This is a genomic window from Paenibacillus sp. SAF-068, assembly GCF_051967555.1.
Lineage (GTDB): Bacteria > Bacillota > Bacilli > Paenibacillales > Paenibacillaceae > Paenibacillus.
The window spans coordinates 1701452-1727960 of sequence record NZ_JBQCJX010000001.1 but is presented as its reverse complement, the minus strand read 5'-3'; the positions used below and the strand labels follow the sequence as shown (position 1 = coordinate 1727960).

Below are 26509 nucleotides of genomic sequence, written 5' to 3'. Positions count from 1 at the left end.
GCATAAACTTTACCGATGCTGACCAGTTCATCACTGAATTCTCCTCTCGTTACGGAATTAAATTGCCGCATGATTCACAACTTCACAGTACTTGATCGAGCCAGTCATAGGCCTTCTCCCCGCTAATCTCATGTCCACCTGTAAAGAAATCCGCATCCAGCGATTCCGATGCTCCCGCCTGCTCATATATGTGTGTCAAACGCGTATACGCTTCTCTTGCTGTATGGACCGGGAACACCTGATCATCACTTCCGGCTTCAATAAAAAGTGGCCTAGGCACCATCAGTCCGATAAGATCCGGCAACTCCGCTTCACGCAGGATACCAGGCACATAGTTGTCCAGACAATGGTTCCGATCCAGTATGCTGCCCTGAAATGTACTTGCATAACCACTGACTACAGCTGCACGGAACCGTTCATCCAACGCGGCTGAAAATGCGGTCACCAGACCACCGCCCGAGATCCCCATGCTTCCAATTCGTTCGAAATCCACTTCAGGTCGTGTCGTAACATAATCCAGTACTCGTGTTGTTTCATACACTCGATGCCCGGCTAGAGTCTGACCCACCATGAGCAAATGCGAAGCAATCTTCGTACAGGAACTTACCCCTGGTGGCGCGTCACGGTCCTCTTCAAGTCTTCGATCACCAAAGCCGAGCAGCTCTGGAGCCGCAACCACATATCCACGCTTCACTAGAGCTACTGCAAAATCCTTGTGTAATCCGGGCTCTCCTGTCCGTGGTGATCCATCCGGTTCCATGCCTGATATCTCTCGGCTACCGTAACCATGCCCATGACAAGCAACGATAGCAGGTCTCTTTACACCGATAAGGCTTCCATCACCTGGAATCAATACATATACAGGCATGCGGAGTCCTGCATAGGTCGTGATCTCAACCCGCTCCCGAATATATCCGTCACATGTCTTGCGCTCCAGTAAGACAGGATTCAGTGCTGCTACCATGGTTGGAAAACCGCCAAGCCGTTCTTTCATGCGAATACGTAACTGACTGCGCCATAATTCCAGGGATTGATCTGCATGATACGCGGAACGACCACGAAGATTCGTTTGTTGTTGTAGATAGGCTTCAATATCAGACATGGGCTTGTGTCCCTCCTGTTTTTTGTAGGATAACGCAGATGAAAAATTGTCATATGGAATGAATCCCATCCATTATAGAACATCTATGTCACTCATGAATTGAACATGTTTGCCAGTTTTGAATGGAATCACACCATTTCTAGCCAAAAAAGGATATCTCCAACCTGCAAACAGGTTACGAAATATCCTTCATTTCATCTGACCCGGCAGCCACCAGTTCCACCTGCCCATTAATTTCATCAATGCAGGTACCAGTATTAACCGGATCAATGTAACGTCAATCAATACCGCTGCTGTGATCCCGATTCCTAACTGCCTCACCCCTGCGACTTCAGCAAAAGCAAACGGTACGGTCACCGCAAGCAGTATTGCCGCTGCGGAGGTAACCAGGCGACCTGTTGAAGCCAATCCCTGTTGGACCGCGACATCACTGTCTCCGGTTCGTCTATACACCTCCTGAATACGGCTCAACATAAATACACCATAATCCATGGATATGCCGAATATCAGTCCTGCAATGAATACAGGGATCATAATGGCAATGGCTGACGGTTCCATCCCCAGATGTCCCTCATTAAACACCCATACCAATATGCCAAATGAAGCCGCTAAGCTAAGCAGATTCATCACAATGGCTTTGATAGGAATAAGCAGCGATCGGAATGCCGCCAGTAACACAAGATAATTGGATACCACTACAAATACCAGCACTTTGGGCAGTTGACTTGTGACTTCCTCCATGATTTCAACCTGCTTGACAGCTTCCCCGCCATAACGCAGTTTTACGTTGGTGGAACCGAGTGCATAATCACTACTCCTCATTCGCTCCAACCAGTTTGCCACCTCTTCCGAACCAGGCTCCCCCTGCACGGTGGCAATCAATCGAATGGTATGATCCGAGACCGTTGAACGCAGCCATACCGCCCTTGTGGACTCCTTGTCTTCTATGGATGAGTTGACCGACGACGGTAAAATTTTTAAAAGGTTTTGCGAGCCACTTTGATTCTTCTGTAAAAGGCCCCATGGTGTCACAATGCTCCATACGTCCGAGTCCTGCAATAGTTGACGTGTTTTGTTGTGGGCCATCTGCCAGTGCGAGGCAGTCAACAGTCCCTGATGTCCGCCAATCAGGATCTCGATGGTGGAGGTCTTCTTTTGACCCAAATCATGCTGCAACTGCTCCGCTGCCTGGCGGGACTCCATTCTGGCTGGCAGTGAAGAGGCATCCGGGACCGACAGCTCCAGCCGGGTCACTGGATAGACACACAGGAGCAGCACAACCGTACCTCCAATTGCCATGCTGACGGGCCGTTTCATGACCATGGCTGACCATCTATGCCAGACCGAGCGTCTGGGTAATGGATGGACGACCTTTCGCCTGAAGATCCGATCTGCAGACAGTGACAGCAGGGCTGGCAGCAGTGTAACATTCAACATTAGCGATACGAGCAGAACAATCATGGCCCCCAAGGAGACACTTAGAAACATAGGCAGTCTGATCCAAAGCAGACCCAGAAGCCCAAGGAGCACGCAAGCTGCCGAGAATAACACCGCTCTGCCTGCTGTACGTAGGGTTCGCTGAAGAATATCGCTGCGCAGAACATCGCTCTGCATATCCAGACTTCTGCCTGTAACGTGAGCTTCACCTTCATCTTCATAGGCACGCTGAAGTTCTTCCCTGTACCTGCTCAGAATGATGAGGGCAAAGTCTATACTCAGTGCCATGCCCACCATGGGAATAACGTTAATGATAAAGTTGGACAATTCCAGATGATAACCAAGGAGAGTCGTGACTCCCATCGCTGTAATCACGGCACTGATCCCCATCATGACCGCGATCAATGCGGCATATAGCCCACTGAATGCGAAGCACAAAACGATCAGGGCAATCGGCAGCCCCACCATCTCTGCCCGCTCCAGGTCACGAAAGCTCAGATGATTGACATCCTGCTGCACGACTGCCTTTCCCGTCAATTGCACCGTACCCGGGCCATCTGCTGCCAGCACGGCGCGCAACTGCTCCAGGGGAGGACCCATCTGATGCGGGGGCACATTCATTTTCACAAAGACATATGCCCTATGGTCTTGCAGCGTCACCCTGTCGCCAGCATCCAGAGGTGACGTGATAGAGGTTACCGCAGGTAACAATTGAACCTGTGTCAGACGATCCCTGATCCACTGCCGGAACGCTAATGGCGAGGTGTTTTCCTTTTTCTCAAAAACCAGAATAACCGGATCAGCAGGAGACTCGAATTCATCCTCCAGAACACGCTCAACTGCATGCGCATCCCCGTCAACCCGTTTCAATCCGTGATCCTGAACCATGTCAGGCAACCTCCACGCCCAGATCGCTGACATCCCGATGATGAATACCCAGCAGAGAATAATGAACCGCGGATATCGGCTGATGAAAGCAGCAAGTCTGCGATAAGCCATACCTAAGCTCCTCTGCAATCAGATTAGTCATTCGATTATGTTCATCGGTAAGTTCGTAAGCAGATTCATGCGTTTGCGGTGTATGTCTGCTTCACTCGGGTTCGCGAACTATTGGATACCGTGATTCACAGGTGTTCTGTTCGCTATGCGGGCAGGGATGTATGTAAAAGGAAGCAATTCTGCTGTTAGCCCCGGGCCAAAGGCCAGCGCGATCCCGCTGGAAGGATCTTCATTCTGTCTGTAATCCTCACGGATGGCTTGAAGAACAAAAAGAATCGTCACGGACGACAGGTTCCCATAATCTCGCAGGATGTTTCGGCTGTAGGAGACCTGTTCATCTGTCAACTGATACAGCTTCTGAACGGCATCCACGATACCTCTGCCTCCCGGATGGATCGCCCATATTTCAGGTAAACTGCGCCCCTCCAGCATCCGTTCTACCTCTGGACCCAGATGCAAACCAAGCAGCTTCGGAATCTGTGGTGACAAGTAAAGGTCGAAGCCTGTATCGCCCACTTCCCAGATCATCTCTTCTGTACAATCCGGGAGAAGCGTGGAGTGCCCACGGCCTAATTGAAAACATTCATTGCGACCTGTTCCAGACGCACCAATAACACAGGCCGAGGCACCGTCACCGAAGAACGATGCAGCATACAGGTCGTCCCGTTTGGCAGATGGCTGAAAATGAAGCGTGCACAGCTCCACACACACGATGAGAACCGTGGCCTTCTGATCTGTCGTTACAATGGAATTGGCCAGTTGGATCGCCTTCAGACCCGCTGCACATCCTTGGAATACCAGTGGTATCCGGTTGATCTGTGGTGACAGTTCAAGTTGCTGGATCAGCCGAACATCAAGTCCGGGCAGGAATTGCCCCGTGCAACTCACCGTAATGAGATGTGTAATTTCCGACGAGGATATGTCTGCATCGTGAAGCGCCTTGTCGGCTGCTTCCAGACCAAGTGGAACGGCGGCAGCTTTGTATTTGCCCATACGTTCGGATGTAGTCGGAACCTCCTCCCTGCTGGTGAAAGGTAAATATCGGCAAGAATCAACCGGCTCCAGCAGATTCGGTTCACATGTATAACGAGTTTCCACACCGCACTGATTAAAGATTCGTTTCGCCCACCTTCTCGCATCTGGCTCATGTTCCAGCGCTTGCGCGAGACGGGCAGATACATCTTTTTGCTCAATACGGTGGGCAGGCCACGCCGTTCCTATTCCCATAATACTTGCCCCGGTAGTTGCCTCAAGCTGGTTCATCGGCTTAACCTCCTATATCGTACATGTTCAAAAGTAAGCTTTCCAAACAACCTATATATAAAATAGGTTCATATGAAATGTGCAAGATATAGTACAAGTCTATTCACTACCTGTCCTGTTTATGTTCATATTAACAAGCAAAGGCGGGCAACATATGCGAGTTTCGCACGTGCTGTCCGCCTTTGCTACAGGGTTAACCCGTTCATATATTACATACATGTTCTGTCAGACTACTCAGGTCGAATCACCGTGAATCTTTCCCCTAGCTTGGCATAATCATTACCCGCCAGTCGGCTCACTGGTTTCAAATGATCCATCAGGATATAGCCCTTGTCCGGATAGTATACCTGTTCGCTGAAATGATACTGCACAATGCGTACCAGCAGCAGGTCACTCACCGGTTTACCCTCATCATTCGTGATAGGAATGTGCTGGTACAGCTCGCACTCCATCCGAATAAGTGCTTCTTTTATTCCTGGCACGGAGACCTTTGTACTTGGCACTGTCGTGAGTTTCGTCCGCTCAAGCTCACTTTCATGGGGCTCAAGTATAGCTGCTGTCTCATTCACTTCTTCTATGATTGCTTCATCACATATATGCACGACCAGCTCTTTATGAGCAAGCACATTACGTGCGGTATCCTTCATCATGCCATCTTTACGTGCAATGGATATGGATAACAGCGGCGGGTCCGAACTTACCACATTGAAGAAACTGAAAGGCGCTGCGTTGATCACACCATTCTCATCTGAACGTGTCGTCACAAAAGCAATTGGACGTGGCACCACCGAACCACTCATCAATTTATAGTTGTCTCTTCCCGTTATTTCACGTGGATCCAATGTATACATATGTAAATGTCCCCTTCCTGCTCATGAAGCACATGACAACTCTACTTCATGACAATACAATAAACTAACTTCTTTATTATATATCTTAAAATACTGTAATAACAAAAAAACTCCCTGGTGTCCATTGCACCAAGGAGTTAAAACACGCTTTTTATATTCGACAATTCTTATTTAACAATACTCTTCTGAATGTCTTCCATAATTTGAAGGTTCGCTTGAACTCCGCTGTACAGCCAGCTGCTGGAACGGGTAAATTCAAACAAATTACCATTTTTCACAGCCGGGATACTTTGCCACACTGGATCTTTCAGTGCTTCCGCCCCAGTACCTTCATCACTATTCACAAAGAACAAGTAGTCTACATCCATTTCCGCCAGCTTTTCCATGGAGATGGAAGACCAGTTGCCTGTTGCATTGGCAGAGATTTCTTTTACAACTTCAGGCTCTTGAAGTCCAAGCTCTTTGTACATTACTTCTCCACTTGATACGTTGTCACTTACGATGAAGAACTTGCCGCTAACCAACCAGATGGCCGCTGCTGATTTTGTTCCACCTGTAACGCTGTTGATCTTTTCCTTGATTTCTGTAGCTTTAAGTTCGTAATCATCCAGTGCTTTCTGTGCTTCAGCACTCTTATTCAGAACTTCCCCGATTTTTAGCAGTGTTTTGCGCCAGTCACTATTGATCTCATCCCCGAGTACATAAGTAGGTGCAATCTTACTGTACTGTTCATATTTCTCACCTTCCACCACACTTTCGGAACCGATAATGATCAGATCCGGGTTGAAGCTTGCTACGGCTTCAAAAGGCAGATCGAAGGCAATCGTTGGAATATCCTTCAGATCTTTTTGCAGATATTCCTGAATGCCGTTTGCTACCGACCATTGTGCTGCTGGCTTAACACCTAGTGTTACCAGATTGTCTTCCAGGTAAGAAGCGATAATACGCTCCGGATTCGCCGGAATTTTCACTTCGTGTCCCATTGCATCTGTCATGGTTCGCTCTGTAGCGGCTTCCGTTTGCGTCTCTGTTTCCGTAGTTGTATCGTTCTCTCCTGCTGCTCCGTTCTCTGCGGTCTTCGTACCACACGCGGCCAACCAGATGGACATGACCATCACCGTAATCAAAAGCATGATCATCTTTTTATTGCTCTTAAACACTTTAATTATCCCCTTTCAATATGGAAACCTTATCGGCATTATTGGGACAGATATCAACGTTCAACAATATGGAAACTATTATTAATGCATATAATATCCGTATGTACATTTGTCCAATTCCATTGACAATGATAATTGTTATCAGTTCAATTGTCAATTCGATTATCCTCTGCGCTATAAAGTTGAACTACAGATTATTTACACTGACACTTCGATGATAGAACAACCTTCCAATCGCTGTTGTTATCCCCAGATTTTTTCGATTTCATGGCTCTATGGGAAAATCCGGGGATAGCGTATGCTTCCGATGCAGCTTTCTTTCAGAAAGCTTTTAGGCGAACGCTTCGCTTTTTCAGGTTTTTTCTATCCTCTCCGTTTTGTGTAAATGATTAGTTCAACTATATAGATCATACAAAATCGTCTTGGTGGCATTCACCTATAGGCGGATGCCGCCATATGCTGAATGCAGAATACGACGACAGGAAGGATGTTCTGTACATGTATTACGAATATAACCCTTATATAACCTATGGAGAAGACCGTTCTTTTCAATTGCCTCCACTATTCCCAGGAGGTGGAGGTATTCCCGGTGGTCAGACGTTTCCTGGCACACCTGGCGGTCAAGGCACCTATCCTCCATTCATTCCAGGCGGAGGACCGGGTCCATATATTCCTGGTGGCATTCCCGGTACAATTCCGGGTACAGCAACTAGTGTACCTGCACAACTGGCTCAAGGCAATCTGCCCACCCTGCTTAGTGCCTATCCTCGTCCAGTAGGTCAGCCTCCGGCAGAGATGCTTTTCCTGTATAACCTGATCAAAAGCAGCCCAGGTCTGCTTCCGCTCTTCCTTCAGCAACAGCCGCAAAGTCTCACTCAAGCTGTGCAATTTGCACAGACGGGTGCAGCGGCACCCCGAGATAACGAAGAACGTGCACTGCCCAATTTTTGCTACAACCGGTGGTCCCTTGTCTTCACATATAATGATGTGTACTTGATGTGGCCTGCCATCAATCTGTTTGGTTTTGTGGTGGGGTACTTCTATCCATTCCTCACGCCAGGAATACTGTCCAATACACAGATTTTGTTTGCGCTCTGCTAAACTTGTCCTTACCTGCAGCAAGAGCCTCATTTGGAAGCACGAACCCTTCCAAATGAGGCTCTTTTTTGTTCTTTATTTTAGCCCAAAGCTACTATGCACCATCAAGAATCTGCAAAAGCAAGCTGTGCACAATCCGTTTCCATTAACTTCACACCTGACCCATCTGACGCTTCCTGCCCCGACTGACCATTAGGAAATAAATTGCCAAGGCACCTAGATCAGCACACGCGATAACGATTCCCATTGGTACAGCTGTACCTTCTCCTCCGAGACCAACGAGCGGAGCGACAATACCACCGAACAGGAATGTCATCACACCAATAAGCGCAGAAGCACTGCCTGCCGATTTCTCCTGATTAGCCATGGCCAGGGCGAAGGACGCGGTATTGACCAACCCCACACTGGATACCACCAAAAATAACGGAATCAGTACAGAAATCAGATTACCTCCAGCCAGAATGGCGATGAGCAGTGATGTTCCTCCGAGCGCCGCAGTTAGTAGTCCCGCAATTAACAGCCGGGTTTCAGATACCTTACCTGCAAGTCTGCCTGCAACCTGACTGGCCAGAATAATGCCAAGCCCGTTTATGGCAAAGCAGACACTAAACATTTGCGGGGATACGCCGTATATTTTCTGAAGCACAAACGGTGAACCGGATATGTAGGCAAACATGCCAGCCGCCACGAAACCCTGCGTCAACGCATACCCCATAAACTGACGGTCGCCTGCGATTTGACGAAACGTAATCAAGGTCTGTTTCAATCCACCCCTTGATCTGCGGTTGGAAGGCAATGTCTCTCCAAGGCCGAAAATGACAGCAAGCAGCGTCAGTATACCGATGAGGCTAAGTAAAATAAATACGCCGCGCCAAGACGTATACGTCAACAATTGTCCACCAATAATCGGTGCAGCAATCGGGGCTACGCCGTTGATCAACATTAACAGGGAGAAAAACCGTGTCAGTTCCGGGCCCGAATATACGTCTCTGACGATTGCCCGCGAGATGACGATCCCTGCCGCTCCGGCTACACCCTGAATGAATCGCAGCACAACAAAAGAGCCCATCGTAGGGCTGACCAGGCAGAGTATGGATGCAATGGTATAGAGCACAAGACCTGCAATGAGCGGTGTTCTCCGACCACGTACATCACTTAGAGGTCCGGCAAGCAACTGCCCAACCGCCAGACCAATCATACAAGCTGTCAAACTGAGTTGAGCATACGAAGTTGATGAACCAAATTCATCAGCCAGCGTGGGCAATGCGGGCAAATACATATCCAGGGACAACGGCCCGAAGGCCGACAGTGTCCCCAAAATTAATGCCATTCGCACCCGCGATGTAGCGTTCGTGTTCAATGAAACTGTTGTACTTTTCATCGACAACTACTCCCCGCTACCCAGCAGCTTCAGCAAGTTGGAAGGCAGTGTGAACTGTTGATTGTTAATGATAATACGACGCAATTCTTCTTCATCCCGCTCGTTATCCGCGTCCTTGATCTCCTGAATCTCCCGGTGAAGTCGCTCCATCTGTTGATCCAGCGCATTTGCGGAATCTGCCGCACTCTTTAACTCTCTCGTCAAATGCTCGGGAACATCCTTATTGTATTTATAAAAAATTTTATGCTCCAGACTCGCCCAGAAATCCATTGCGATCGTACGGATCTGAATCTCCACACAGGCTCGTTCCTCGCCATTGGACATGTACACAGGCACTTCCACGAGAAGGTGAAGGCTTTGGTAACCATTTGGCTTCGGATTCTCGATGTAGTCCTTGACCTCCAGAACACGCAGGTCACTCTGGTTGCACAGCATATCCTTAATGCGATAGATATCCGAGATAAAGGAACATGTGATCCGTACCCCGGCGATATCCTTGATATTTTGCTTGATGCTCTCAAACGTTAACTCATGGTTTTTGCGGAACATCTTGTTCATTATGCTCTCAGGGGACTTGAGCCTGGACTTCGTATGCTCTATTGGACTGTAATCATGCAGAGACTGAAATTCTTCCTTCAGGACTTCAATCTTGGTTTCCATTTGATCCAGAGCAAATTTATAAATCATCATAAATCTCGTAATTTCATATTTAAATTTTTTGAACTGATCGATTGGATGTGGAGCGTTCATCATGGCTTTCTCCCTTTCTTTCTACACATTAAAGTTAGTTTTATGAATATGAGGACAAGCGGTCTATCCACATGTCTCCTGAACCATTATAAATCATATGGAGCCAATAAACGAATTTCTTGCATTCAGGCTGGCGATTCAGCCCCGAAGGTATGGGAACATATTTTACGTGCATCATATAGAAGCATCCCTGTCATTTGACCCGTTATTACGAAGTAAAAGAGGTGGATTGCCCTGCTCTATCAAGTGACGTATTCATCCGATATGCTTCAGGTTAAAGCTTATTTATTCCTGCCACGAGGTTGTTCGTTATACGCTTCCACACATCAATCTCTACATTTGGAACCGCTCGCCAGCCACTATCCTGCTGCAAACATGCATGATGTTGCTCCCATACAGAAACAGTGGCCCGTGCTGATCTATTGTCGCGGCGGACTTGGAAGCTATGGCGGGGTAAGTAGCGTTTGGCTTGAGCAATTTGTAAATAAAAATTATATCGTGTTCGCCCCATCCTATCGTGGAAACGAAGGCGGTGAAGGTCGTGACGAGTATGGCGGGAAAGATGCCGAAGATGTGCATGCCGCTTACCGGTTGATACAGCGTTTACCTTTTGTCGACCCGACTCGGATATCACTAATGGGGTTCTCTCGTGGAGCCATTAATGCTGTACATACGGCAACCACCTACAATGAGGGACCGGATAAAGTACATAAGTTAGTCCTTTGGAGCGGTGTCTCCGATGTCGAACGAACGTATCACGAGCGAACTGACCTGAGGCGCACATTGAAACGAGTGCTGGGAGGTTCTCCACGCGCAGTTCCAGAAGCTTATCTCGCCCGTTCTCCCTTATCCAAAGCGAACAAACTGTCTTGTCCCGTGTTGATCATGCATGGCACGTCAGATACACAGGTGAACTATAGCCACGGAACTAGAATGTATCACTGGCTGAAAGACAGAGGTGCAAACGTTACGTTTCACGCCTATGGCGGTCAGGATCATCATTTTCACGAGAGAATACATGAGGCAGCGGTGAACAATATGTTCGCTTGGCTTACGCCACCATAGTGCCGCGCCATGAATTTCATTTTGAAGAATCATGCGATATGGCTGTATACTGGAGGGGTTACGTTTTTTTGAAAGGACGGATATGATGAATCAAAACACCCTCCAAAAGTACTCGATGCTCCTTCTATGTATGTCTGCGGGGATGGTCGATCTGATTGGATATCTGGGACTGGGACATGTGCTCACAGCCAATATGACGGGAAATATTGTACTGCTTGGTATTGCCATTGCCCGTGCCCAGGAATTTGTCGTGCTGCGGTCCCTCTTGGCCCTTATCGGCTTTGTTGCTGGCAATGCCATTGCCGCACACATGATCGGGCATGTGCATACCAAAAGTGGCTGGTCCTCTCGGGTTACATCCGTATTCACTGTTGAGAGCATACTGCTCCTGCTATTCGCCATCGCCATGATCAGTCCGTACGCCGAACAATTGTCCTATCTGTTAATTGTCATCCTAGCCGTGGCAATGGGTATGCAGACAACGGCGGCACGCCGCATTGGAATTGCAGGTATCTCCACAACCGTGCTGACCAATAATTTGGCCGCTGTGGTAGAGGATACCGTAAGCATTGTCAGAAGGCTGAGACATGTTAATATCCGAACACTGGCCAAAGCTCTGTCTACCGATTCCTATCTTCGTGCAGGTGCGGTTGTCATCTATCTGGTCGGCGTCATTGTAGCCGCATTGCTGTTCCACCGTGTGCCTATGATCGCCGTCTGGATTCCTGTCCTGAGTATTGGCGGTGTAACCCTGTACGCCCGGTTGCATGGATGGGGAAGGTCACAGCAAAGTGAAGGCCAATAGTCGAAAAAGGATTCGCCTGTAGATTGTTTACTTTGAACACATTTTCCAATCGCACTCTTTATTTCATCAAAGACGCCTCTTGGCGGATAAGCTTGACTAGATGCTGTGCAGCAGGCGACAACACCTCTCCGGCTCGTGTACATACGGCAACCGTATTTCTCAACTGTACACCTCGAACGTATACACGGGCCAGCCTGCCTTGCCGTACATCATCCTTCACAACCAAAGAAGATATAAAGTTGACCCCATAACCTGCCTTCACCGCACTGATCGTTTCATTCAGCCCATTGAACTGAAGCGCAATGCGAGGAGCGGCCAGGTTATTTGTTGTGCAAAGGGCGACCAGTCGCTCACGTGTGGCACTGCCTTCTTCGCGCATGATGAACGGCTCTGCCATCATCTCATGCAGCTCAATTTCTTTGCCCGCATATGGATGGTCTGGATGTACAACAAACCACATCTCATCGTCAAACAATTCATCCCATTGGACACCCTCGTGTGTAATTCCACTTCCCCCATACACTGCAATCTCTGCCTCATAGCGAAGTAACTGGTCAAACGCCAACCGGGTGTTGGTTGTGCTCACAATAATCTCCACATCCTCGTGCATTTGCTTGAACCGCGCAATCCAGCCCGGCAATAGAAAATTTGAAGGCAAGTAGGTTGCCGTAAGACGGATCAGTCCTTTCTTGCCCTCCCGAAAATCCTGCACAAAATTCTCGACATCCTGCTCCAGCAAGAATAAACGTTCTGCAAAACCTGTTAATTGTACCCCCGCATCCGTAAGCACCAGCCTTCTCCCCTCCGAAACAAAAAGCTGGATGCCCAATTCACGTTCAAACTTCTTCACCTGGGAAGATACCGCTGGCTGACTAATATTCAGTTCCTCTGCGGCACGAGTGACCCCGCCATATCTCACAATGGCATGAAATAATCGTAATCCATGCAAATTCATATGTTACACCTCATCCACGTTAAATACATAACCTAAAGTTATATTAACATACATAATATATATTTTATTTATATCCCCACTCCATCTATAGTTGAATTATGAAATCCAATACAAGAACCAAAGAAAGGAACATGTAAAAATGAAAAATACAAATTCAACCGATCTCCAGCTTACGTGGACCCAAGTCGACGACTACATGAACGATCTTCTGATTTCCTATGACACCCTGCTGGTGCAAACATTGCAAACCAATGCCGAAGCTGGACTGCCCGCTCATGATGTAACACCAAATCAAGGAAAGTTACTTCAGCTCCTGCTGCAGATTCAAGGCGCATCCCGCGTGCTTGAAATCGGCACACTGGGAGGATATAGTACCATCTGGATGGCAAGAGCGCTGCCTGAACACGGACGCATCGTCTCTCTTGAATCGGAATCACGCCATGCGGACTTGGCGCGAACCAATCTCACACGTGCAGGACTTATGCACAAAGTTGACCTGAGAGTTGGTCCTGCCCTGACCACCCTTCCCGATGTTCAGGAAGAATATAGAGAACCTTTTGACATGATTTTCATTGATGCTGACAAACCGAGTAATCCCGATTATCTGAGATGGGCCCTGAGACTGACTCGTCCGGGGAGTCTTATTATCGGTGACAATATCGTCAGAGATGGTGAAGTGATCCGTACGGACAGCACGGACCCCAGAGTTCAAGGCGTTCGATCATTCCTGCAGTTGATCGCGGATAACCCCCGCCTTGAAGCTACAGCACTGCAAACGGTCGGTAGCAAAGGTTACGATGGATTCGTCATTGCTCGTGTATTGGATAACCCTGAACCAAAATAAACAGTGGTCAATTCTTCCGCAAATTCTCCTTTCCTGTTAAACTGGAATCACTGCACAGGCAGACTGGAGGGAACCACTTGAGAGTTTTACAACAGATTCATGCTGAAATTCGCGGTTGGTCCCGCAATATTCAACTTTTTTTCCTGGCAAGCATTCTGTATCAGATCGGAAATGGCATGTTCTCTGTCTTGTACAATCTGTACATTCAGGGGCTGGGCTATAATGATACAATGAACGGCCAGATTGTAAGTATCCAATCACTCGCAACAGCCATCATGTTTGTTCCTATCGGTCTGTGCGGTGATCTGTTCAGCCGCAAGCGGCTGCTCATTACCGGGGCGTTATTAAGCGGAATCTTCCTGATCGGGCGATCCTTCGACTATTCGGCTACAGGACTGATCTGGTTCGCGGTATTTTCTGGCCTTTTCGCTGGTGTATTCCAAGTACTGGCCATTCCTTATCTCGCGGAAAACGTCAAGAAGAGCCAGCGGCTGAAGATGTTCAGCTATTATTCATCTCTTGTGCTCGCTTCCCAGGTGCTTGGTAGCCTGGGTGGCGGTGTGTTTGCAGATTTGTTACATACGGCAGGACTCGCCAAAGTGACCGGATTACAGACCGTTTTGTTTGTCGGCGGTGCAGCCACGCTGGCTGCATTTGTACCTCTATTATTTGTAACTGAAGGCAAGGCTGCTCCGCAGACACCCATTTCGGTGCAATCAGATCTTCAACCCGATGCAGATCTAAAAGAAGGTTTGACGAATACCGCCAACACAAATGATTCGATCACCAAGAAAAAAGATTCCCGACTGATTGGTCAGTTTGTTGTAACCCAATTATTAATCGGACTGGGTTCAGGACTGGTTGTACCCTATCTGAATCTGTATTTCACCAATCGCTTCTCTGTATCTCTGAGTGGGATGAGCCTGCTCATTGCACTTGGTCAGATTATGACGATTGTATCCATGCTGATTGGTCCCACTCTGGCTGCAAGGGTCGGAAGCGTCCGAGCCGTTGTCATTTTCCAGGTTATGTCGCTGCCCTTCCTTCTATTAACCGGCTTCACCAACCTGCTGTTCATCGCTTCGCTCAGTTTCTTATTCAGACAAGCCTTGATGAATGCAGCCAATCCCATACATTCAGCCATTCTGGTGGATCGCATCTCGGACAAGCGCCGCGGGATAGCCAATTCACTGATGCAGACTTCGTTCATGATCGGTTGGGCTACCATGGGACCTGTCCAATCCTATCTGGTTACCACGTACGGAACGTATTGGGGTTACGCCATCACATTCAGCATCACAGGCAGTTTATACGTCATTTCATCACTGATGTACTATGTAATGTTCCGAGAACCCAAGCCTTCCGCGACTGCTCTCGCAGGAGAAGCATGAGCAGGCAGAAGCTGCCCGGTTGGTTCACAGATAACGCAACGTAACTCATCATCAGGAGTGATCACACATGAACATGAATCCTTCATCGAACCACCTGAATGCATACCTGAATGTATACCTGAATCTCATACTACCTCATTCAACCGGTAGGCTAAACGGATGGAACTGATACGTAATCTTGGTTCCTACGTTGTCTTTCGGTTTTTTCTTAGTCTGGGTGTCTCAGTTCTTGGCGGATGGCTGTTCACAGTCATTCATACACCGATCCCGTGGTTGCTCGGGCCCATGGTATTCATGCTGCTTGGTTCACAAGTTGCCAAATGGCCACTCATGTGGCCTGCCTCCATTCGGGACTATGGCATACTGATTGTAGGTTATTCAATAGGTCTCACCTTAACAGAAGAGGCACTGCATGGCATTCTGCAACAACTTCCCATGATGTTGCTGATGACCTTGCTGTTAATCAGCTTGTGTGTGATTACGGCCTACATCGCTTCTAAGGTGACCCACTTTGATTTCCCGTCCTTGCTGGTTGGCAGCATCCCGGGTGGACTATCCCAGATGGTTTCCCTTGCAGAAGAGATGAAATCCATCAATCTGACGCTGGTTACCTTTTTGCAGGTGACTCGGCTGATCATGATTGTCTTCTGTGTGCCTTTCCTGCTATTCAGTCCTTGGATTGGAGGTACAGCAGGTGGTGGAGTGGATCAGCCTTTCATTGAATTAGCGACATGGGGTGCCCTTTTCCCCGAAATTCTCATTTATGCTCCGCTCTGTGTAGCTGGTGCGTGGATTGCACGCAAACTTCGGTTTCCAACAGCCTTTATGCTGGGCCCCATGATCGTCATGTGTATTATTCAATTAAGTACAGCACTGCACACACCCAGTCTTCCTGCTTCCCTGCTGAACGTATCGCAATTGATGATTGGCAGTCACATTGGACTGATGCTCAAGCCAGAGCAGTTGCAACGCAAGGCACAGACCATCACGCTAGCCGTGATTAGCAGTGTATTGCTCATTGCAGGAGCGCTTGGATTGAGTTATCTGTTAATGAATGTGTTCTCTCTCTCGGCGGCTACCTCACTACTTAGTATGGCGCCTGGCGGGATGGATCAGATGAGTATCATGGCACATGAAGTGAATGCCGACCTTTCGGTTGTATCCGGGTATCAACTGTTCCGCATCTTGTTTATTTTCTTCATCGTCTCTTCCGTACTGAAGATGATTCTCGTACATATGTTGAAAAAGAAGAAAGCTGATCCCTCACTTTAATGATCATACTCAGTTTATTTCCATGCCAAAGAGAGTATCCTCTTGATATCACATCCTGCGGATACTCTCTTTTATTTGTCCAAACACCACTTTAGCATACTGCCCCCATTCCATTTTAAGCAAAATGAAGACTTATGAATAAATTCGGTTGTACATCCAGCCTACAATGCCCACCGTAACTACCGTTGCCCCGATAATAAATGCATAATACCCCATCTTGCTCTTGGACTCCGAAGTCTGATGGTCATAATAATCCGAGTTACGTCGGTAAAATCCCATCCATAACTCTCCGATCATATTCACAACAACCAATACAAAACGTTTAACAAGGTTCATTGTATTCGCATCTCCTCTCTAGATCGACCTTCTTCCATATTAAGTATAATTATCCTATTTAATTAAAACAAGTCACTTAAACAACTTTCGGTGCAATTACGGTCGGTGCAGTTTCTTGCTCCAGCGAAGTTAGAATATCAAATGCTTCCTGATCGGTGCGGCCACACATCTCTTCTTCCGCCTGTAATCCACTGCATACCGCGGGACGCTCTTTTTGGCCAAAAATTCCGCAGCGATTATCATCCGTAAGCTGCACACAACGTACACCTGCCGGCTTGCCATGAGCCATGCCCGGTATCGGTGATGATATGGAAATCGCGATACAACATGCGGCACAGCCTGTCCTGCATTCCATACGTAATCCCTCCTCATTTCAATAACTATAGTACTTACAATACGTGTTCAAAAAGACCGGTCTGAACGATTTATCCAGGTCCACGTACGAGCAAGCCCCTGCGCGATTCTCCGATTCATGCTTCGATTCGAAAAATATCCCCCATGACTTAGCGGATTCCAACTCATAGCCACGCCGCCAGAGTTCACTTCAATGTCTTCTTTAACCGCTCTCTCATAGGCAGGATCAATGGGTCGTAACGGATAACCCAAAATATCATCCCGATCGTAGAAATTTACCCATTCCCCTTCCAGTCCGGCATAATACTGATTCACATGGGCAGAGGGCACCTGAATTGGGCAACTAAAGTCATGGTAACGCAAACTCCATAAGGGCAGGGTTGTACCAAACGAGTAAAAATTGGTCAGTGTGTCCCCCCGCTCCAGAGCCGAGTTCACATCCACAACCTCAGGAATACGACTGGAGGGATATTGCAGATCGTAGAAGAAGTTACTCGCGATTACGGCACCCAAACTGTGGGCAACCACACAGAGTGGAGCTTCGGGTCCGTTACGTTGTGCAAGGGTATGCATCGCCTGATTCAACGTTCGATGTACGGCATCATAGTTATGGCCTTGATTTTCCACCGGTTGATATGCAACCGCGTCAGCCAGGTAATGGATGACAAATCGTCGCAGTGCCTGGTAATTCAATCCCGGAGCGCTGACGAGCTGTTGAAACAGCGCCTCTTCTCGCTCCTCAAATACATCCGCCCAATATACGGGCTCAATATCCAGCATCTGTTTGGAGGCTCCAGGCAAGACCATCACCTTGTCTAATTCCTTATGCAAACAAGCAATGAGCTTGTCCGCGTACCCTTCCTTTCGCATACCCAGCCCATGAATGACCATCACCGCAATACGTGTCATGGCTCTCCTCCTCTAGGAACTCTTTCTCCACCATATGAACGTCACGACTCGAACATGCCTGTAGCTTGCTTTACCAGACGATACCTTTTAGAGACCATTATCTTAAAAATGTGATTCTTCCATTTTATATACAGTTTACCATGATCTTTATGAAAATAACGATCATGCAGCAAAAAGGAGCTGCACATCTCGCAGCCCCTTCATGTTGTCGTATTCGATTAACCTTTCAGATGAACCTTCAGCACACCATTTTGATTAGATGTAACATCACCTGTCGTGACTTCCACCCGTTCAACCATATCCTGACCATCCGGAATGATAATCGGTGTAATCAGCGGGTATCCTGCATCTTCAATGACCTTACGATCAAATTCCAACAACTTTTGTCCAGCCTTTACGTGCTCGCCAGCTTCGACATGCATGTTGAAACCTTCACCCTTGAGCGATACCGTATTAATCCCGACATGGATCAGTACCTGTAAACCACTCGCGTGTTCCAGAATCACCGCATGTTTACTCTTAATCACATGAGCGACCTGAGCATCAAACGGAGCAACAACAACGTTGCCGGAAGGCTCAATCGCTACACCCTCACCCATTTGTTTCTCGGCAAAAGCCGGATCAGGAACTTGCTCCAGTGACACGGCCTGGCCTGTCAAGGGCGCCATAATTTCGAGCGTATTCACGGCTTCGTCCCCTACTAGAGCTGCACTATGTGTGCGCTGGTTTGGATCTGTTTTGCCAGTTGAAGAGGTAACCGCCGAAGCAGATTGCGATGTAGCCGCTTTAGGCTCAGCAACGTTTTCATTACTTTCATTACGATCTTCTTTTCTCATTTTGGCTCTGCCAAAAAGGACGGTCAGTACAAACGGTACAACCAGGACAATCGCCATGCCGATGAAGAAGACACCCCATTTGTTAGGGAAAATCGACAGGAATCCAGGTACGCCACCCACACCGATGGAGGTTGCCTGAACATTATTCATCGTCAGCAGCACACCACCAATCGCGGAACCGATCATACCGAAGATAAACGGATAACGGTAACGGATATTCACTCCGAAGATCGCCGGCTCGGTTACCCCGAGGAAGGCCGACACCGAGGACGTTGCCGCAAGTCCTCTCATTTTCTTTTCACGCAGGACTAGCATCATCGCAAGTGCCGCTGAACCCTGTGCAATATTGGACAATGCCAGCATCGGCCACAGGAACGTACCGCCCTGACTACCAATGAGCTGAACATCTACCGCGAGGAAGGTGTGATGCATACCGGTGATAACAAGCAAAGCGTACAAACCACCGTAGATCAGACCACCCAGCGCCGCGTATGAGTCGTATACATAGATCAAGCCAGATGTAATTGCATTCGCAATCGCAAAGGTAACCGGTCCAATAATCGTAAATGCCAGAAAGCCGGTAATCAGCAACGTAACTGGTGCAACGACCAGCAGTTTAATTGAATCATGTACTCTTTTGTTAAGGAAGATTTCCATCTTGGCAAGCAGATAGGCCGATACCAGTACCGGCAGAACCTGCCCTTGATAACCAATTTTCTCAATCTCCCAACCGAACAGATTCCATGTTGGCACCGTGCCATCATTCACGGCATCAGCATAACCATATGCACTCAGCAGATCGGGATGTACCAAAATGAGACCCAGCACGATCCCGAGCAGCGGACTGCCGCCGAACCGTTTTACAGCTGCCCAACCAATCAGTGCCGGCAGGAACGTAAATGCTGTACTCGCGATTGTATTAATGATGGACGCAAGATCCTTCCAGGCCGGATAGACATCCACCAGTGATTCTTTATCAAAGAAAATGCCTGGACCTGTCAGAATGTTGTTAATTCCTAGCAAAAGACCTGCTGTAATGATCGCAGGCAAAATGGGAATGAAAATATCCGAGAGGGTTTTGATCGCTCGCTGAATTGGATTTTGCTTTTTACCAGCGACTGCCTTCACATCATCCTTAGAAGAACGATCTCCCCCGGTAATCTGAATCATCTCATCATAGACCTTATCCACCAGACCAGGCCCGATAACGACCTGAAATTGACCTTGGGAAGAGAACTGTCCTTTGACCAGATCATTCTGATCCAGACTTTCGGTATCCACTTTACTCTCATCGTACAAGGCAAACCGGAGTCGTGTAACACAGTGCGTTGCAGCTTCAATATTCTCTTTGCCGCCGACTGCCCGGACGATCTCCTCAACCTGTTTTTTATCAATTGCCATAGTGTCACTTCCTATTTATAAAATGTAATTAGTCCTGTTGTGGCACAAGCCACATATAGGATGCATACGGACTGAGGGAGATCTCCTGTGTCAAAGCAGGGGCTACCTCCGTATTTCCTATGAGTAACTCTGGGGATTTGGCTGCAATGTGATCATTCCAGACCGCTTCCGGTAGGGAGAACGTGACATCCCGTTTACTGAAGTTGGATACAACAATCAGGGTTTCACTTCCATTGGTCCGTGCATAGGCGAACACATCTGGATGTGCATCGTCCAATCGTTCATACAGACCGTCAGTCAGTACGTTCACCTGTTTACGCAGGGCAATTAATTTGCGGTAATGGTAGTAGATCGAATCCGGGTCAGCCAGCTGCTGTTCCACGTGAATGGAAGGATACCGCTCATCCACCTTCAGCCAAGGTGTTCCGGTTGTGAAGCCTGCGTTCTGACTTCCATTCCACTGCATTGGTGTCCGGGAGTTGTCCCGGGAACGCTCCTTCACAATCCGGAAGGCTTCCTCCGCAGATTTTCCTCGTTCTTCCTGAAGCAAGCGGTACATGTTCGTCGATTCGATATCGCGGAACTCGCTAACGTCATTCCAGATTGGATTCGGCATGCCGATCTCTTCACCCTGGTAGACATAAGGCGTACCTTGCATTCCGTGTATCGTTGTTGCAAGCATTTTCGCACTCTCGGCACGATAGTCGCCATCATCGGCGAATCGGGATAGCGCACGCGGCTGATCATGGTTATTCAGGAACAGCGCGTTCCAGCCGCCACCGGCCTGCATGCCTGTCTGCCATTCACTGAAGAGCTGCTTCATCGCTTCAAAATCATACGGCATCAGTTCCCATTTCTGACCATTCGGATAGTCCACTTTCAGGTGATGGAAGTTAAACGTCATCGAAAACTCGCGGGAAGCTGGGTTCGAATATTGGATACAATGTTCCAGTGTTGTGGAGGACATTTCTCCTACAGTCACCATGTTGTACGGTCCGAATACTTCGTCGTACATCTCCGTGATATATTCATGTACACGCGGTCCATCCGTGTAGTACTTGCGTCCATCCCCCGGTGATACGCTGCCATCGTCATCCGGGAAACGCTGGTCTTTCGAGATCAGGTTGATCACGTCCATACGGAAACCGTCTACACCTTTTTCGGCCCAGAACTTAATCATATCCCGCACAGCTTGGCGTACTTCTTCATTCTCCCAATTGAGATCTGCCTGCGTTTTATCAAATAAAGTCAAGAAATATTGTCCCGTCTGTTCATCATACTGCCAGGCAGGTCCACCGAACTTGGATTGCCAGTTGTTTGGCACACCGCCGTCCGGCGCAGGATCTTTCCAAATATAATAATCCCGGTACGGATTATCCTTGGAAGAACGGGATTGCTGGAACCACTCATGATCGGTCGAGGAATGATTCACCACGATATCAATCATCAGTTTCATGTTACGAGCCTTCAGACCTTTCAGCAGTTCGTCAAAATCCTCCATCGTTCCATAATCCGGATTAATCCGATAATAGTCCGCTACGTCATACCCATTATCATGCTGCGGGGATACATATACCGGCTGCAACCACACAATATCGATACCGAGATGCTGCAAATAGTCAAGCTTCTCGGTTAATCCACGAATATCTCCCGTACCCGATCCGGTTGTATCATTAAAACTCTTCGGATATACCTGATACACCGTTGATGTCTTCCACCAAGATGACGGAGTTGTGTAATTAGAACTCATGTTAACGCCTCCAATAAATTGTATTGCTCGTGTAATGTTCTCGGCTAACTTCATATCTATATTACATAAGTAAACATGTATATACAAGTTGAAACTATAATATGTATATTCTTCGCCTCTTCTACACATTCCCCATAAACCTTTCCTCTGTAACATTTATTTTGGAACCAGCGTTCGTGAACTCCATGATATCTGTATTGGTTCAATAAGAAACCGTCTGTTCTTCCCACGATGGCTGTGGGCAACAGACGGTCTGTCTTGGATAGACCTGGTTCTATATTTAAAAGGGTATTGTAGTGGTTTGTGGGTACGCACATCCCCTATGACATCTCTGGTGAAACGGAAGCTTTCCCTTGTTTTTCCTGCATATTCAACTTCAATAAAGATCGTGCAGCCTGTTCTTCCCTTTCCAGTTCAGCAGCACTAATCTCCCCAGAAAGTACGGCATGCATTCGCTTTTGATCCAGCAGGCCTTCCCATTTTGCGACCACGAATGCTGCAACACAGTTGCCCATCAGGTTTGTGAAAACACGCATTGTATCCATAAAACGATCTGCACCAAGCAGCAGAGCAACCGCTGCTACCGGAAAAGCATTGACGGCAACTGCCGTAGCGGACAGGGCCAGGAATGCCGAGCCAGGCACGCCTGCCATGCCTTTTGAACTTAACATCAACACCAGCAAAATCGTAATCTGCTGCATAAATGTCAGATCAATTCCTACAGCCTGAGCCACAAAGACTGTTGCCAACGATAAATAGATCGAAGCGCCATCCAGATTGAACGAGTACCCTGTCGGCACCACAAGTCCCACAACGGCACGATCACAACCTGCCTTGGTGAGCTTGTCCATCATGCGTGGCATCACCACTTCCGATGATCCGGTTCCAATCGCCAGCATCACTTCAGAACGGGTATATTTCACAAACTGCAGGAAGTTCAGCCCGGTGATCCACCAGGCAGCGAGTGCCAGCATAACGAGAAACAGCAACGCTGCTCCGTAGCATGCCAGAATAAGCAGACCAAAGGACGACAATGTGGAAGCCCCATAGGCACCTACCGTGTAGGCCATGGCTCCAAAGGCACCAATTGGCGCGAGCTTCATGATATAACCAATGATGCGGAACACAATACCAAGCAAGTTCTCAATCAAAGTCAGTACATTTTCTTTTGCCTTACTCTCGGTTGCTGCCAGCGCAACACCGAACAGACAGGCCACAAGCAGCACTTGCAGTAGGGCATTCTGTGCAAAAGCGTCCACAACACTTGTCGGAATGATATTCATGATAAAGTCTACCGTATGCGGTAACTCGGATCCATTAGTTTTCGCTTCAATGCCACTTGCATCTAAGGTTGAAGGGTCCACGTTCATTCCGGCACCTGGGCGAAGCAGATTGGCTGTTCCCAGTCCAAGTACCAGCGCGACTGTAGTTGCAATTTCGAACCACACGATAGCTTTCAGTCCAATGCGGCCTACTGACTTCAGATCACCGATCTTGGCAATGCCTGTCACAATCACCATGAAAATCAGCGGTGCGATGATCATCTTGATCAATTTGATGAAACCTGTTCCGAGCGGTTGCAGCAAGCTACCCAGATCCGGCCACAGCATGCCTACGCCAATCCCGATGATTACCGCTACAATAATTTGAAAAAATAATGATTTCACAAATGACATGAACGCTCCCCCTGTTTACGGTCAATTCGGATTTACGTTTGGTTTCCGTGTAACTTTTTATATCATTCCAGACACGCGTTCAACAATGGAATTTCTATGTTTTTGTCATTTGTACCAACTCTATTGGTGAAAATTGAACCTAAAACCGAAAAAAGACGAATATCGCGTCAGTTATCTTGACGTGATATTCGTCTTTATCCATAATTCCATTTATGATTGAACAGGGGGTTATATGTGGTTTACAGGGTAATGGAATCTCCCGGAGCCAGCACACGACCTTCCAACCCTTTTGCAGCCAGTTGTTGCACGAAGTGTTCCGCATCCTGACGAATCACCGGGAATGTATCATAATGGACCGGAATCGTCAGTTTGGCATTGAACCATTCGGCTGCTTGCAGCGCATCCTCAGGTCCCATGGTGAAATGTCCACCAATCGGCAAGAAAGCTACATCAATATCATGGCGATCCCCAATCATTTTCATATCCCCAAAGAGACTCGTGTCCCCGGCATGCAAAATGGTTTTACCACCAATGGTAATGATATATCCAGCAGGCACGCCTGCATACATGATCCGCTGTTCTTCTTCCAGCACAATCCCGGAAGTATGGAACGCCTGAATCATTTTAGCTTGAGCAAAGCCAAGATCCACCGTTCCGCCCATGTTCATGCCGAGTGTGTCCAGACCTTTCCAGGACATATATGTAGCCAATTCCACAATAGCCACAACTTTGGCGTTATTTGCTTTGGCAATGGGTTCAGCATCGAGGATGTGATCCATATGTGCATGTGTCAGCAACACAACATCGGTCTTGATATCCTCAGGCTTCGTGATCGCAAGTTCGTTGCCACGCAGGAAAGGATCAATGATCAGAGACTTTTCTTCTGTGCCCAGCTGTACACTGGAGTGACCATGGTACGTAATATTCAACAACTTGGGTTCCTCCTGACATATGTTTTGATTATTTGAAACCACGATTTATTATAAATCATAATTCTTCATCAACGCAAAATTGGATATCTTCCGTCTCACTGCATCATACGGTACACCCTTGCTTCATAGGGTTGAAGCTGGAGCGCACCTTCATCGGTAGAATACCGTCTGCTGACATTGCTGATGAGCAGTTTGGCTTTCTCGGCACTCCACCCTTCAGGCCACTCCATCTCAGGCTCATGCCCACGGAAATTCAGAATGACCAACATCTGCTCCTCATCCAGCGTTCGTGTATAAGCATAGATATCCGGATCATCTGGCAGCAGCAGTTCATACGCACCATAAATAAGCACCTTATGTTGTTTGCGCAGCGCAATTAGCTTCCTGTAATAATGCAAAATGGATTGCGGATCACTTTCGGCATCGGCTACATTAATCTCGGGATAATTATCATTCACCTGTATCCAGGGCTGACCTTGGGTAAAACCTGAATGTTCCGTGTCATCCCATTGCATCGGCGTGCGAGCATTGTCGCGACTCTTTAGCCAGATCGCCTGCATGACTTCATGCTTCGACTTCCCTTGACCAATGTAATGATTGTAATAATTTTTGGTCTCGATGTCCCGGTATTGTTCAATATCCGGAAAAGCGACATTGGTCATGCCAATCTCTTCTCCCTGATAGATGTAAGGTGTCCCTTCAAGTGTAAGCATCCATGTCGCCAGCATCTGAGCGGAACGCACCCGATATTTGCCATCATCACCAAAACGGGAAACCGGGCGTGGCTGATCATGGTTGCCCATATAATTGGCATTCCAGCCTCTTCCATGCAAAACGGTTTGCCAACGGCTCATGATTTCTTTGAGATCTTTCAATTTCCATTCCTTATAGTTCCACTTACCAATCCCGGAAGATTTGGCATCGATGAACATATGCTCAAACTGGAATACCATATTAAGCTCATCACGATCCGTTCCCACATAAGCCAGCGCCTGCTCAGGCCCAAGTCCGGAAGTCTCGCCTACTGTCATCGGTCCGTAAGGTTTCAGGATCATGTTATTCAGCTTCTTCAGAATCGAGTGGACTTGTTCCAGGTTGGAAAAGAGCTGATAGGCCGGAACCACTGGCAGATTATCCGGGTTGTGGGCACTTGGCAAACCCTCGGCCTTGGCGATATGCGCCACTGCATCGAAACGGAATCCGTCTACCCCTTTTTCAAGCCACCAATGCACCATCTCATACATTTCTTCTGCCATCTGTTCATTGTTCCAGTTGAGATCAGGTTGCTGTTCCGAATACAGATGCAGATAGTATTCATTCGTCTCAGGATCATGCTTCCACACGGAACCTCCGAAATAGGACTCCCAATTATTCGGCACCTGCCCATTTTTACCTGAACGCCAAATATAATAATCCCGCTTCGGATTCATCTTTGATGACCGCGATTCAGCAAACCACGCATGTTCATCCGACGTATGATTCAACACCAGATCCATCATGATCTTGAGGCCGCGTTTGTGTGCCTCTGCCAATAGTCGATCAAAATCCTCCATCGTGCCATATCTGCGTAGAATGGCGTAATAATCGCGGATATCGTATCCGTTATCGTGTCCCGGTGAATCGTAGATGGGACAGAGCCAGATTACATCCACGCCCAAGTTCTCCAAATAATCAAGCTTCTCGCAGATCCCCTGCAAGTCCCCATATCCATCTCCGTCCGAATCCTTGAAACTGTTCGGGTAAATCTGGTATACCACACTCTCTTTCCACCAAACGATATCGCCCACCTCGCTTTCATATGTGTACTATATAAATTGAACTAAAGAATATTTAAACTGGACACTCCGATGACAGAACAACCTTCCGATCGCTGTTATCCCCAGATTTTATGAATTCCCTTTTATAAGGGAAAATCCGGGGATAGCGTATGCTTCCGATGCAG

The 26509-nt window shown here is 47.8% G+C and carries 22 protein-coding genes; 6 read left to right on the top strand and 16 right to left on the bottom strand.

What is annotated here, in order from left to right; all coding sequences use genetic code 11:
* Positions 1–82: 82 nt before the first annotated feature.
* The 5 genes from ACTHPG_RS07770 to ACTHPG_RS07750 form a co-directional block, all read right to left on the bottom strand.
* Positions 83–1102 (bottom strand): alpha/beta hydrolase family protein, encoded by a 1020-nt coding sequence (locus ACTHPG_RS07770; protein ID WP_440388539.1) that lies wholly within the window; start codon positions 1100–1102, stop codon positions 83–85.
* A 189-nt stretch (positions 1103–1291) separates the two neighbouring features.
* Positions 1292–3538, bottom strand: coding sequence for an MMPL family transporter (locus ACTHPG_RS07765; RefSeq protein WP_440388538.1), 2247 nt, complete (start codon positions 3536–3538; stop codon positions 1292–1294).
* A gap of 108 nt (positions 3539–3646) precedes the next feature.
* Positions 3647–4801, bottom strand: a complete 1155-nt coding sequence (locus ACTHPG_RS07760; RefSeq protein WP_440388537.1) for a type III polyketide synthase — start codon at positions 4799–4801, stop codon at positions 3647–3649.
* 230 nt (positions 4802–5031) lie between these two features.
* On the bottom strand, positions 5032–5652 hold the full coding sequence (locus ACTHPG_RS07755; protein ID WP_440388536.1) for a flavin reductase family protein: 621 nt from the start codon (positions 5650–5652) through the stop codon (positions 5032–5034).
* A 167-nt stretch (positions 5653–5819) separates the two neighbouring features.
* Positions 5820–6812 (bottom strand): iron-hydroxamate ABC transporter substrate-binding protein, encoded by a 993-nt coding sequence (locus tag ACTHPG_RS07750; RefSeq protein ID WP_440388535.1) that lies wholly within the window; start codon positions 6810–6812, stop codon positions 5820–5822.
* 456 nt (positions 6813–7268) lie between these two features.
* Here ACTHPG_RS07750 and ACTHPG_RS07745 point away from each other — a divergent pair, with 456 nt between their 5' ends.
* On the top strand, positions 7269–7913 hold the full coding sequence (locus ACTHPG_RS07745) for a hypothetical protein (RefSeq protein ID WP_440388534.1): 645 nt from the start codon (positions 7269–7271) through the stop codon (positions 7911–7913).
* 148 nt (positions 7914–8061) lie between these two features.
* Here ACTHPG_RS07745 and ACTHPG_RS07740 read toward each other — a convergent pair whose 3' ends face one another.
* Together ACTHPG_RS07740 and ACTHPG_RS07735 are read right to left on the bottom strand one after the other, a co-directional pair.
* Positions 8062–9291 (bottom strand): multidrug effflux MFS transporter, encoded by a 1230-nt coding sequence (locus ACTHPG_RS07740; RefSeq protein ID WP_440388533.1) that lies wholly within the window; start codon positions 9289–9291, stop codon positions 8062–8064.
* A 6-nt stretch (positions 9292–9297) separates the two neighbouring features.
* Positions 9298–10041 (bottom strand): GTP pyrophosphokinase, encoded by a 744-nt coding sequence (locus ACTHPG_RS07735; RefSeq protein WP_036608962.1) that lies wholly within the window; start codon positions 10039–10041, stop codon positions 9298–9300.
* A gap of 264 nt (positions 10042–10305) precedes the next feature.
* Between ACTHPG_RS07735 and ACTHPG_RS07730 the strand changes: the two genes are divergently transcribed.
* Both ACTHPG_RS07730 and ACTHPG_RS07725 read left to right on the top strand, forming a co-directional pair.
* Positions 10306–11106: an alpha/beta hydrolase family protein gene (locus ACTHPG_RS07730; protein ID WP_440388532.1), complete on the top strand. Its 801-nt coding sequence runs from the start codon at positions 10306–10308 to the stop codon at positions 11104–11106.
* Positions 11107–11188: 82 nt separating this feature from the next.
* On the top strand, positions 11189–11911 hold the full coding sequence (locus tag ACTHPG_RS07725) for a YoaK family protein (protein WP_440388531.1): 723 nt from the start codon (positions 11189–11191) through the stop codon (positions 11909–11911).
* A 58-nt stretch (positions 11912–11969) separates the two neighbouring features.
* Here the strand turns inward: ACTHPG_RS07725 and ACTHPG_RS07720 are convergent, their stop codons facing one another.
* Positions 11970–12866, bottom strand: a complete 897-nt coding sequence (locus ACTHPG_RS07720; protein ID WP_440388530.1) for a LysR family transcriptional regulator — start codon at positions 12864–12866, stop codon at positions 11970–11972.
* Between the two features lie 139 nt (positions 12867–13005).
* Between ACTHPG_RS07720 and ACTHPG_RS07715 the strand changes: the two genes are divergently transcribed.
* The 3 genes from ACTHPG_RS07715 to ACTHPG_RS07705 all read left to right on the top strand — a co-directional run bounded on the left by ACTHPG_RS07715 (position 13006) and on the right by ACTHPG_RS07705 (position 16373).
* Positions 13006–13710 (top strand): O-methyltransferase, encoded by a 705-nt coding sequence (locus tag ACTHPG_RS07715; protein ID WP_440388529.1) that lies wholly within the window; start codon positions 13006–13008, stop codon positions 13708–13710.
* A 77-nt stretch (positions 13711–13787) separates the two neighbouring features.
* Positions 13788–15101, top strand: a complete 1314-nt coding sequence (locus tag ACTHPG_RS07710; protein ID WP_440388528.1) for an MFS transporter — start codon at positions 13788–13790, stop codon at positions 15099–15101.
* A 159-nt stretch (positions 15102–15260) separates the two neighbouring features.
* Positions 15261–16373: an AbrB family transcriptional regulator gene (locus ACTHPG_RS07705; RefSeq protein WP_440388527.1), complete on the top strand. Its 1113-nt coding sequence runs from the start codon at positions 15261–15263 to the stop codon at positions 16371–16373.
* A 132-nt stretch (positions 16374–16505) separates the two neighbouring features.
* Here the strand turns inward: ACTHPG_RS07705 and ACTHPG_RS07700 are convergent, their stop codons facing one another.
* The 8 genes from ACTHPG_RS07700 to ACTHPG_RS07665 form a co-directional block, all read right to left on the bottom strand.
* Complete coding sequence (locus ACTHPG_RS07700) at positions 16506–16709, bottom strand: hypothetical protein (RefSeq protein ID WP_440388526.1); 204 nt, start codon at positions 16707–16709, stop codon at positions 16506–16508.
* 76 nt (positions 16710–16785) lie between these two features.
* On the bottom strand, positions 16786–17064 hold the full coding sequence (locus ACTHPG_RS07695; RefSeq protein WP_440388525.1) for a YkgJ family cysteine cluster protein: 279 nt from the start codon (positions 17062–17064) through the stop codon (positions 16786–16788).
* Positions 17065–17111: 47 nt separating this feature from the next.
* Positions 17112–17972 carry a chemotaxis protein gene (locus ACTHPG_RS07690; protein ID WP_440388524.1) on the bottom strand — a complete coding sequence of 287 codons (861 nt, stop codon included), beginning with the start codon at positions 17970–17972 and terminating at the stop codon, positions 17112–17114.
* A gap of 218 nt (positions 17973–18190) precedes the next feature.
* A complete protein-coding gene (treP, locus tag ACTHPG_RS07685) occupies positions 18191–20209 on the bottom strand; it encodes a PTS system trehalose-specific EIIBC component (RefSeq protein WP_440388523.1) in 2019 nt (672 codons plus the stop codon).
* A gap of 28 nt (positions 20210–20237) precedes the next feature.
* Positions 20238–21959 (bottom strand): alpha,alpha-phosphotrehalase, encoded by a 1722-nt coding sequence (gene treC, locus ACTHPG_RS07680; protein WP_440388521.1) that lies wholly within the window; start codon positions 21957–21959, stop codon positions 20238–20240.
* A gap of 320 nt (positions 21960–22279) precedes the next feature.
* On the bottom strand, positions 22280–23635 hold the full coding sequence (dctA, locus tag ACTHPG_RS07675; protein ID WP_440388520.1) for a C4-dicarboxylate transporter DctA: 1356 nt from the start codon (positions 23633–23635) through the stop codon (positions 22280–22282).
* 239 nt (positions 23636–23874) lie between these two features.
* Positions 23875–24567: a metal-dependent hydrolase gene (locus tag ACTHPG_RS07670; RefSeq protein ID WP_440388519.1), complete on the bottom strand. Its 693-nt coding sequence runs from the start codon at positions 24565–24567 to the stop codon at positions 23875–23877.
* Between the two features lie 95 nt (positions 24568–24662).
* The gene (locus ACTHPG_RS07665; RefSeq protein WP_440388518.1) at positions 24663–26354 is read right to left on the bottom strand and encodes a glycoside hydrolase family 13 protein; all 1692 of its coding nucleotides are present in this window, start codon (positions 26352–26354) and stop codon (positions 24663–24665) included.
* Positions 26355–26509 lie beyond the last annotated feature (155 nt).

Bases quoted from the DNA above. Each gene is read 5' to 3' on its own strand.
- ACTHPG_RS07770 (WP_440388539.1), bottom strand. From the start codon at position 1,102: ATGTCTGATATTGAAGCCTATCTACAACAACAAACGAATCTTCGTGGT.
- ACTHPG_RS07740 (WP_440388533.1), bottom strand. From the start codon at position 9,291: ATGAAAAGTACAACAGTTTCATTGAACACGAACGCTACATCGCGGGTG.
- ACTHPG_RS07730 (WP_440388532.1), top strand. From the start codon at position 10,306: ATGCTTCAGGTTAAAGCTTATTTATTCCTGCCACGAGGTTGTTCGTTA.
- ACTHPG_RS07755 (WP_440388536.1), bottom strand. From the start codon at position 5,652: ATGTATACATTGGATCCACGTGAAATAACGGGAAGAGACAACTATAAA.
- ACTHPG_RS07700 (WP_440388526.1), bottom strand. From the start codon at position 16,709: ATGAACCTTGTTAAACGTTTTGTATTGGTTGTTGTGAATATGATCGGA.
- ACTHPG_RS07715 (WP_440388529.1), top strand. From the start codon at position 13,006: ATGAAAAATACAAATTCAACCGATCTCCAGCTTACGTGGACCCAAGTC.
- ACTHPG_RS07720 (WP_440388530.1), bottom strand. From the start codon at position 12,866: ATGAATTTGCATGGATTACGATTATTTCATGCCATTGTGAGATATGGC.
- ACTHPG_RS07765 (WP_440388538.1), bottom strand. From the start codon at position 3,538: ATGGCTTATCGCAGACTTGCTGCTTTCATCAGCCGATATCCGCGGTTC.
- treC (WP_440388521.1), bottom strand. From the start codon at position 21,959: ATGAGTTCTAATTACACAACTCCGTCATCTTGGTGGAAGACATCAACG.
- ACTHPG_RS07735 (WP_036608962.1), bottom strand. From the start codon at position 10,041: ATGAACGCTCCACATCCAATCGATCAGTTCAAAAAATTTAAATATGAA.
- dctA (WP_440388520.1), bottom strand. From the start codon at position 23,635: ATGTCATTTGTGAAATCATTATTTTTTCAAATTATTGTAGCGGTAATC.
- treP (WP_440388523.1), bottom strand. From the start codon at position 20,209: ATGGCAATTGATAAAAAACAGGTTGAGGAGATCGTCCGGGCAGTCGGC.
- ACTHPG_RS07695 (WP_440388525.1), bottom strand. From the start codon at position 17,064: ATGGAATGCAGGACAGGCTGTGCCGCATGTTGTATCGCGATTTCCATA.
- ACTHPG_RS07690 (WP_440388524.1), bottom strand. From the start codon at position 17,972: ATGACACGTATTGCGGTGATGGTCATTCATGGGCTGGGTATGCGAAAG.
- ACTHPG_RS07725 (WP_440388531.1), top strand. From the start codon at position 11,189: ATGATGAATCAAAACACCCTCCAAAAGTACTCGATGCTCCTTCTATGT.
- ACTHPG_RS07705 (WP_440388527.1), top strand. From the start codon at position 15,261: ATGGAACTGATACGTAATCTTGGTTCCTACGTTGTCTTTCGGTTTTTT.
- ACTHPG_RS07745 (WP_440388534.1), top strand. From the start codon at position 7,269: ATGCTGAATGCAGAATACGACGACAGGAAGGATGTTCTGTACATGTAT.
- ACTHPG_RS07760 (WP_440388537.1), bottom strand. From the start codon at position 4,801: ATGAACCAGCTTGAGGCAACTACCGGGGCAAGTATTATGGGAATAGGA.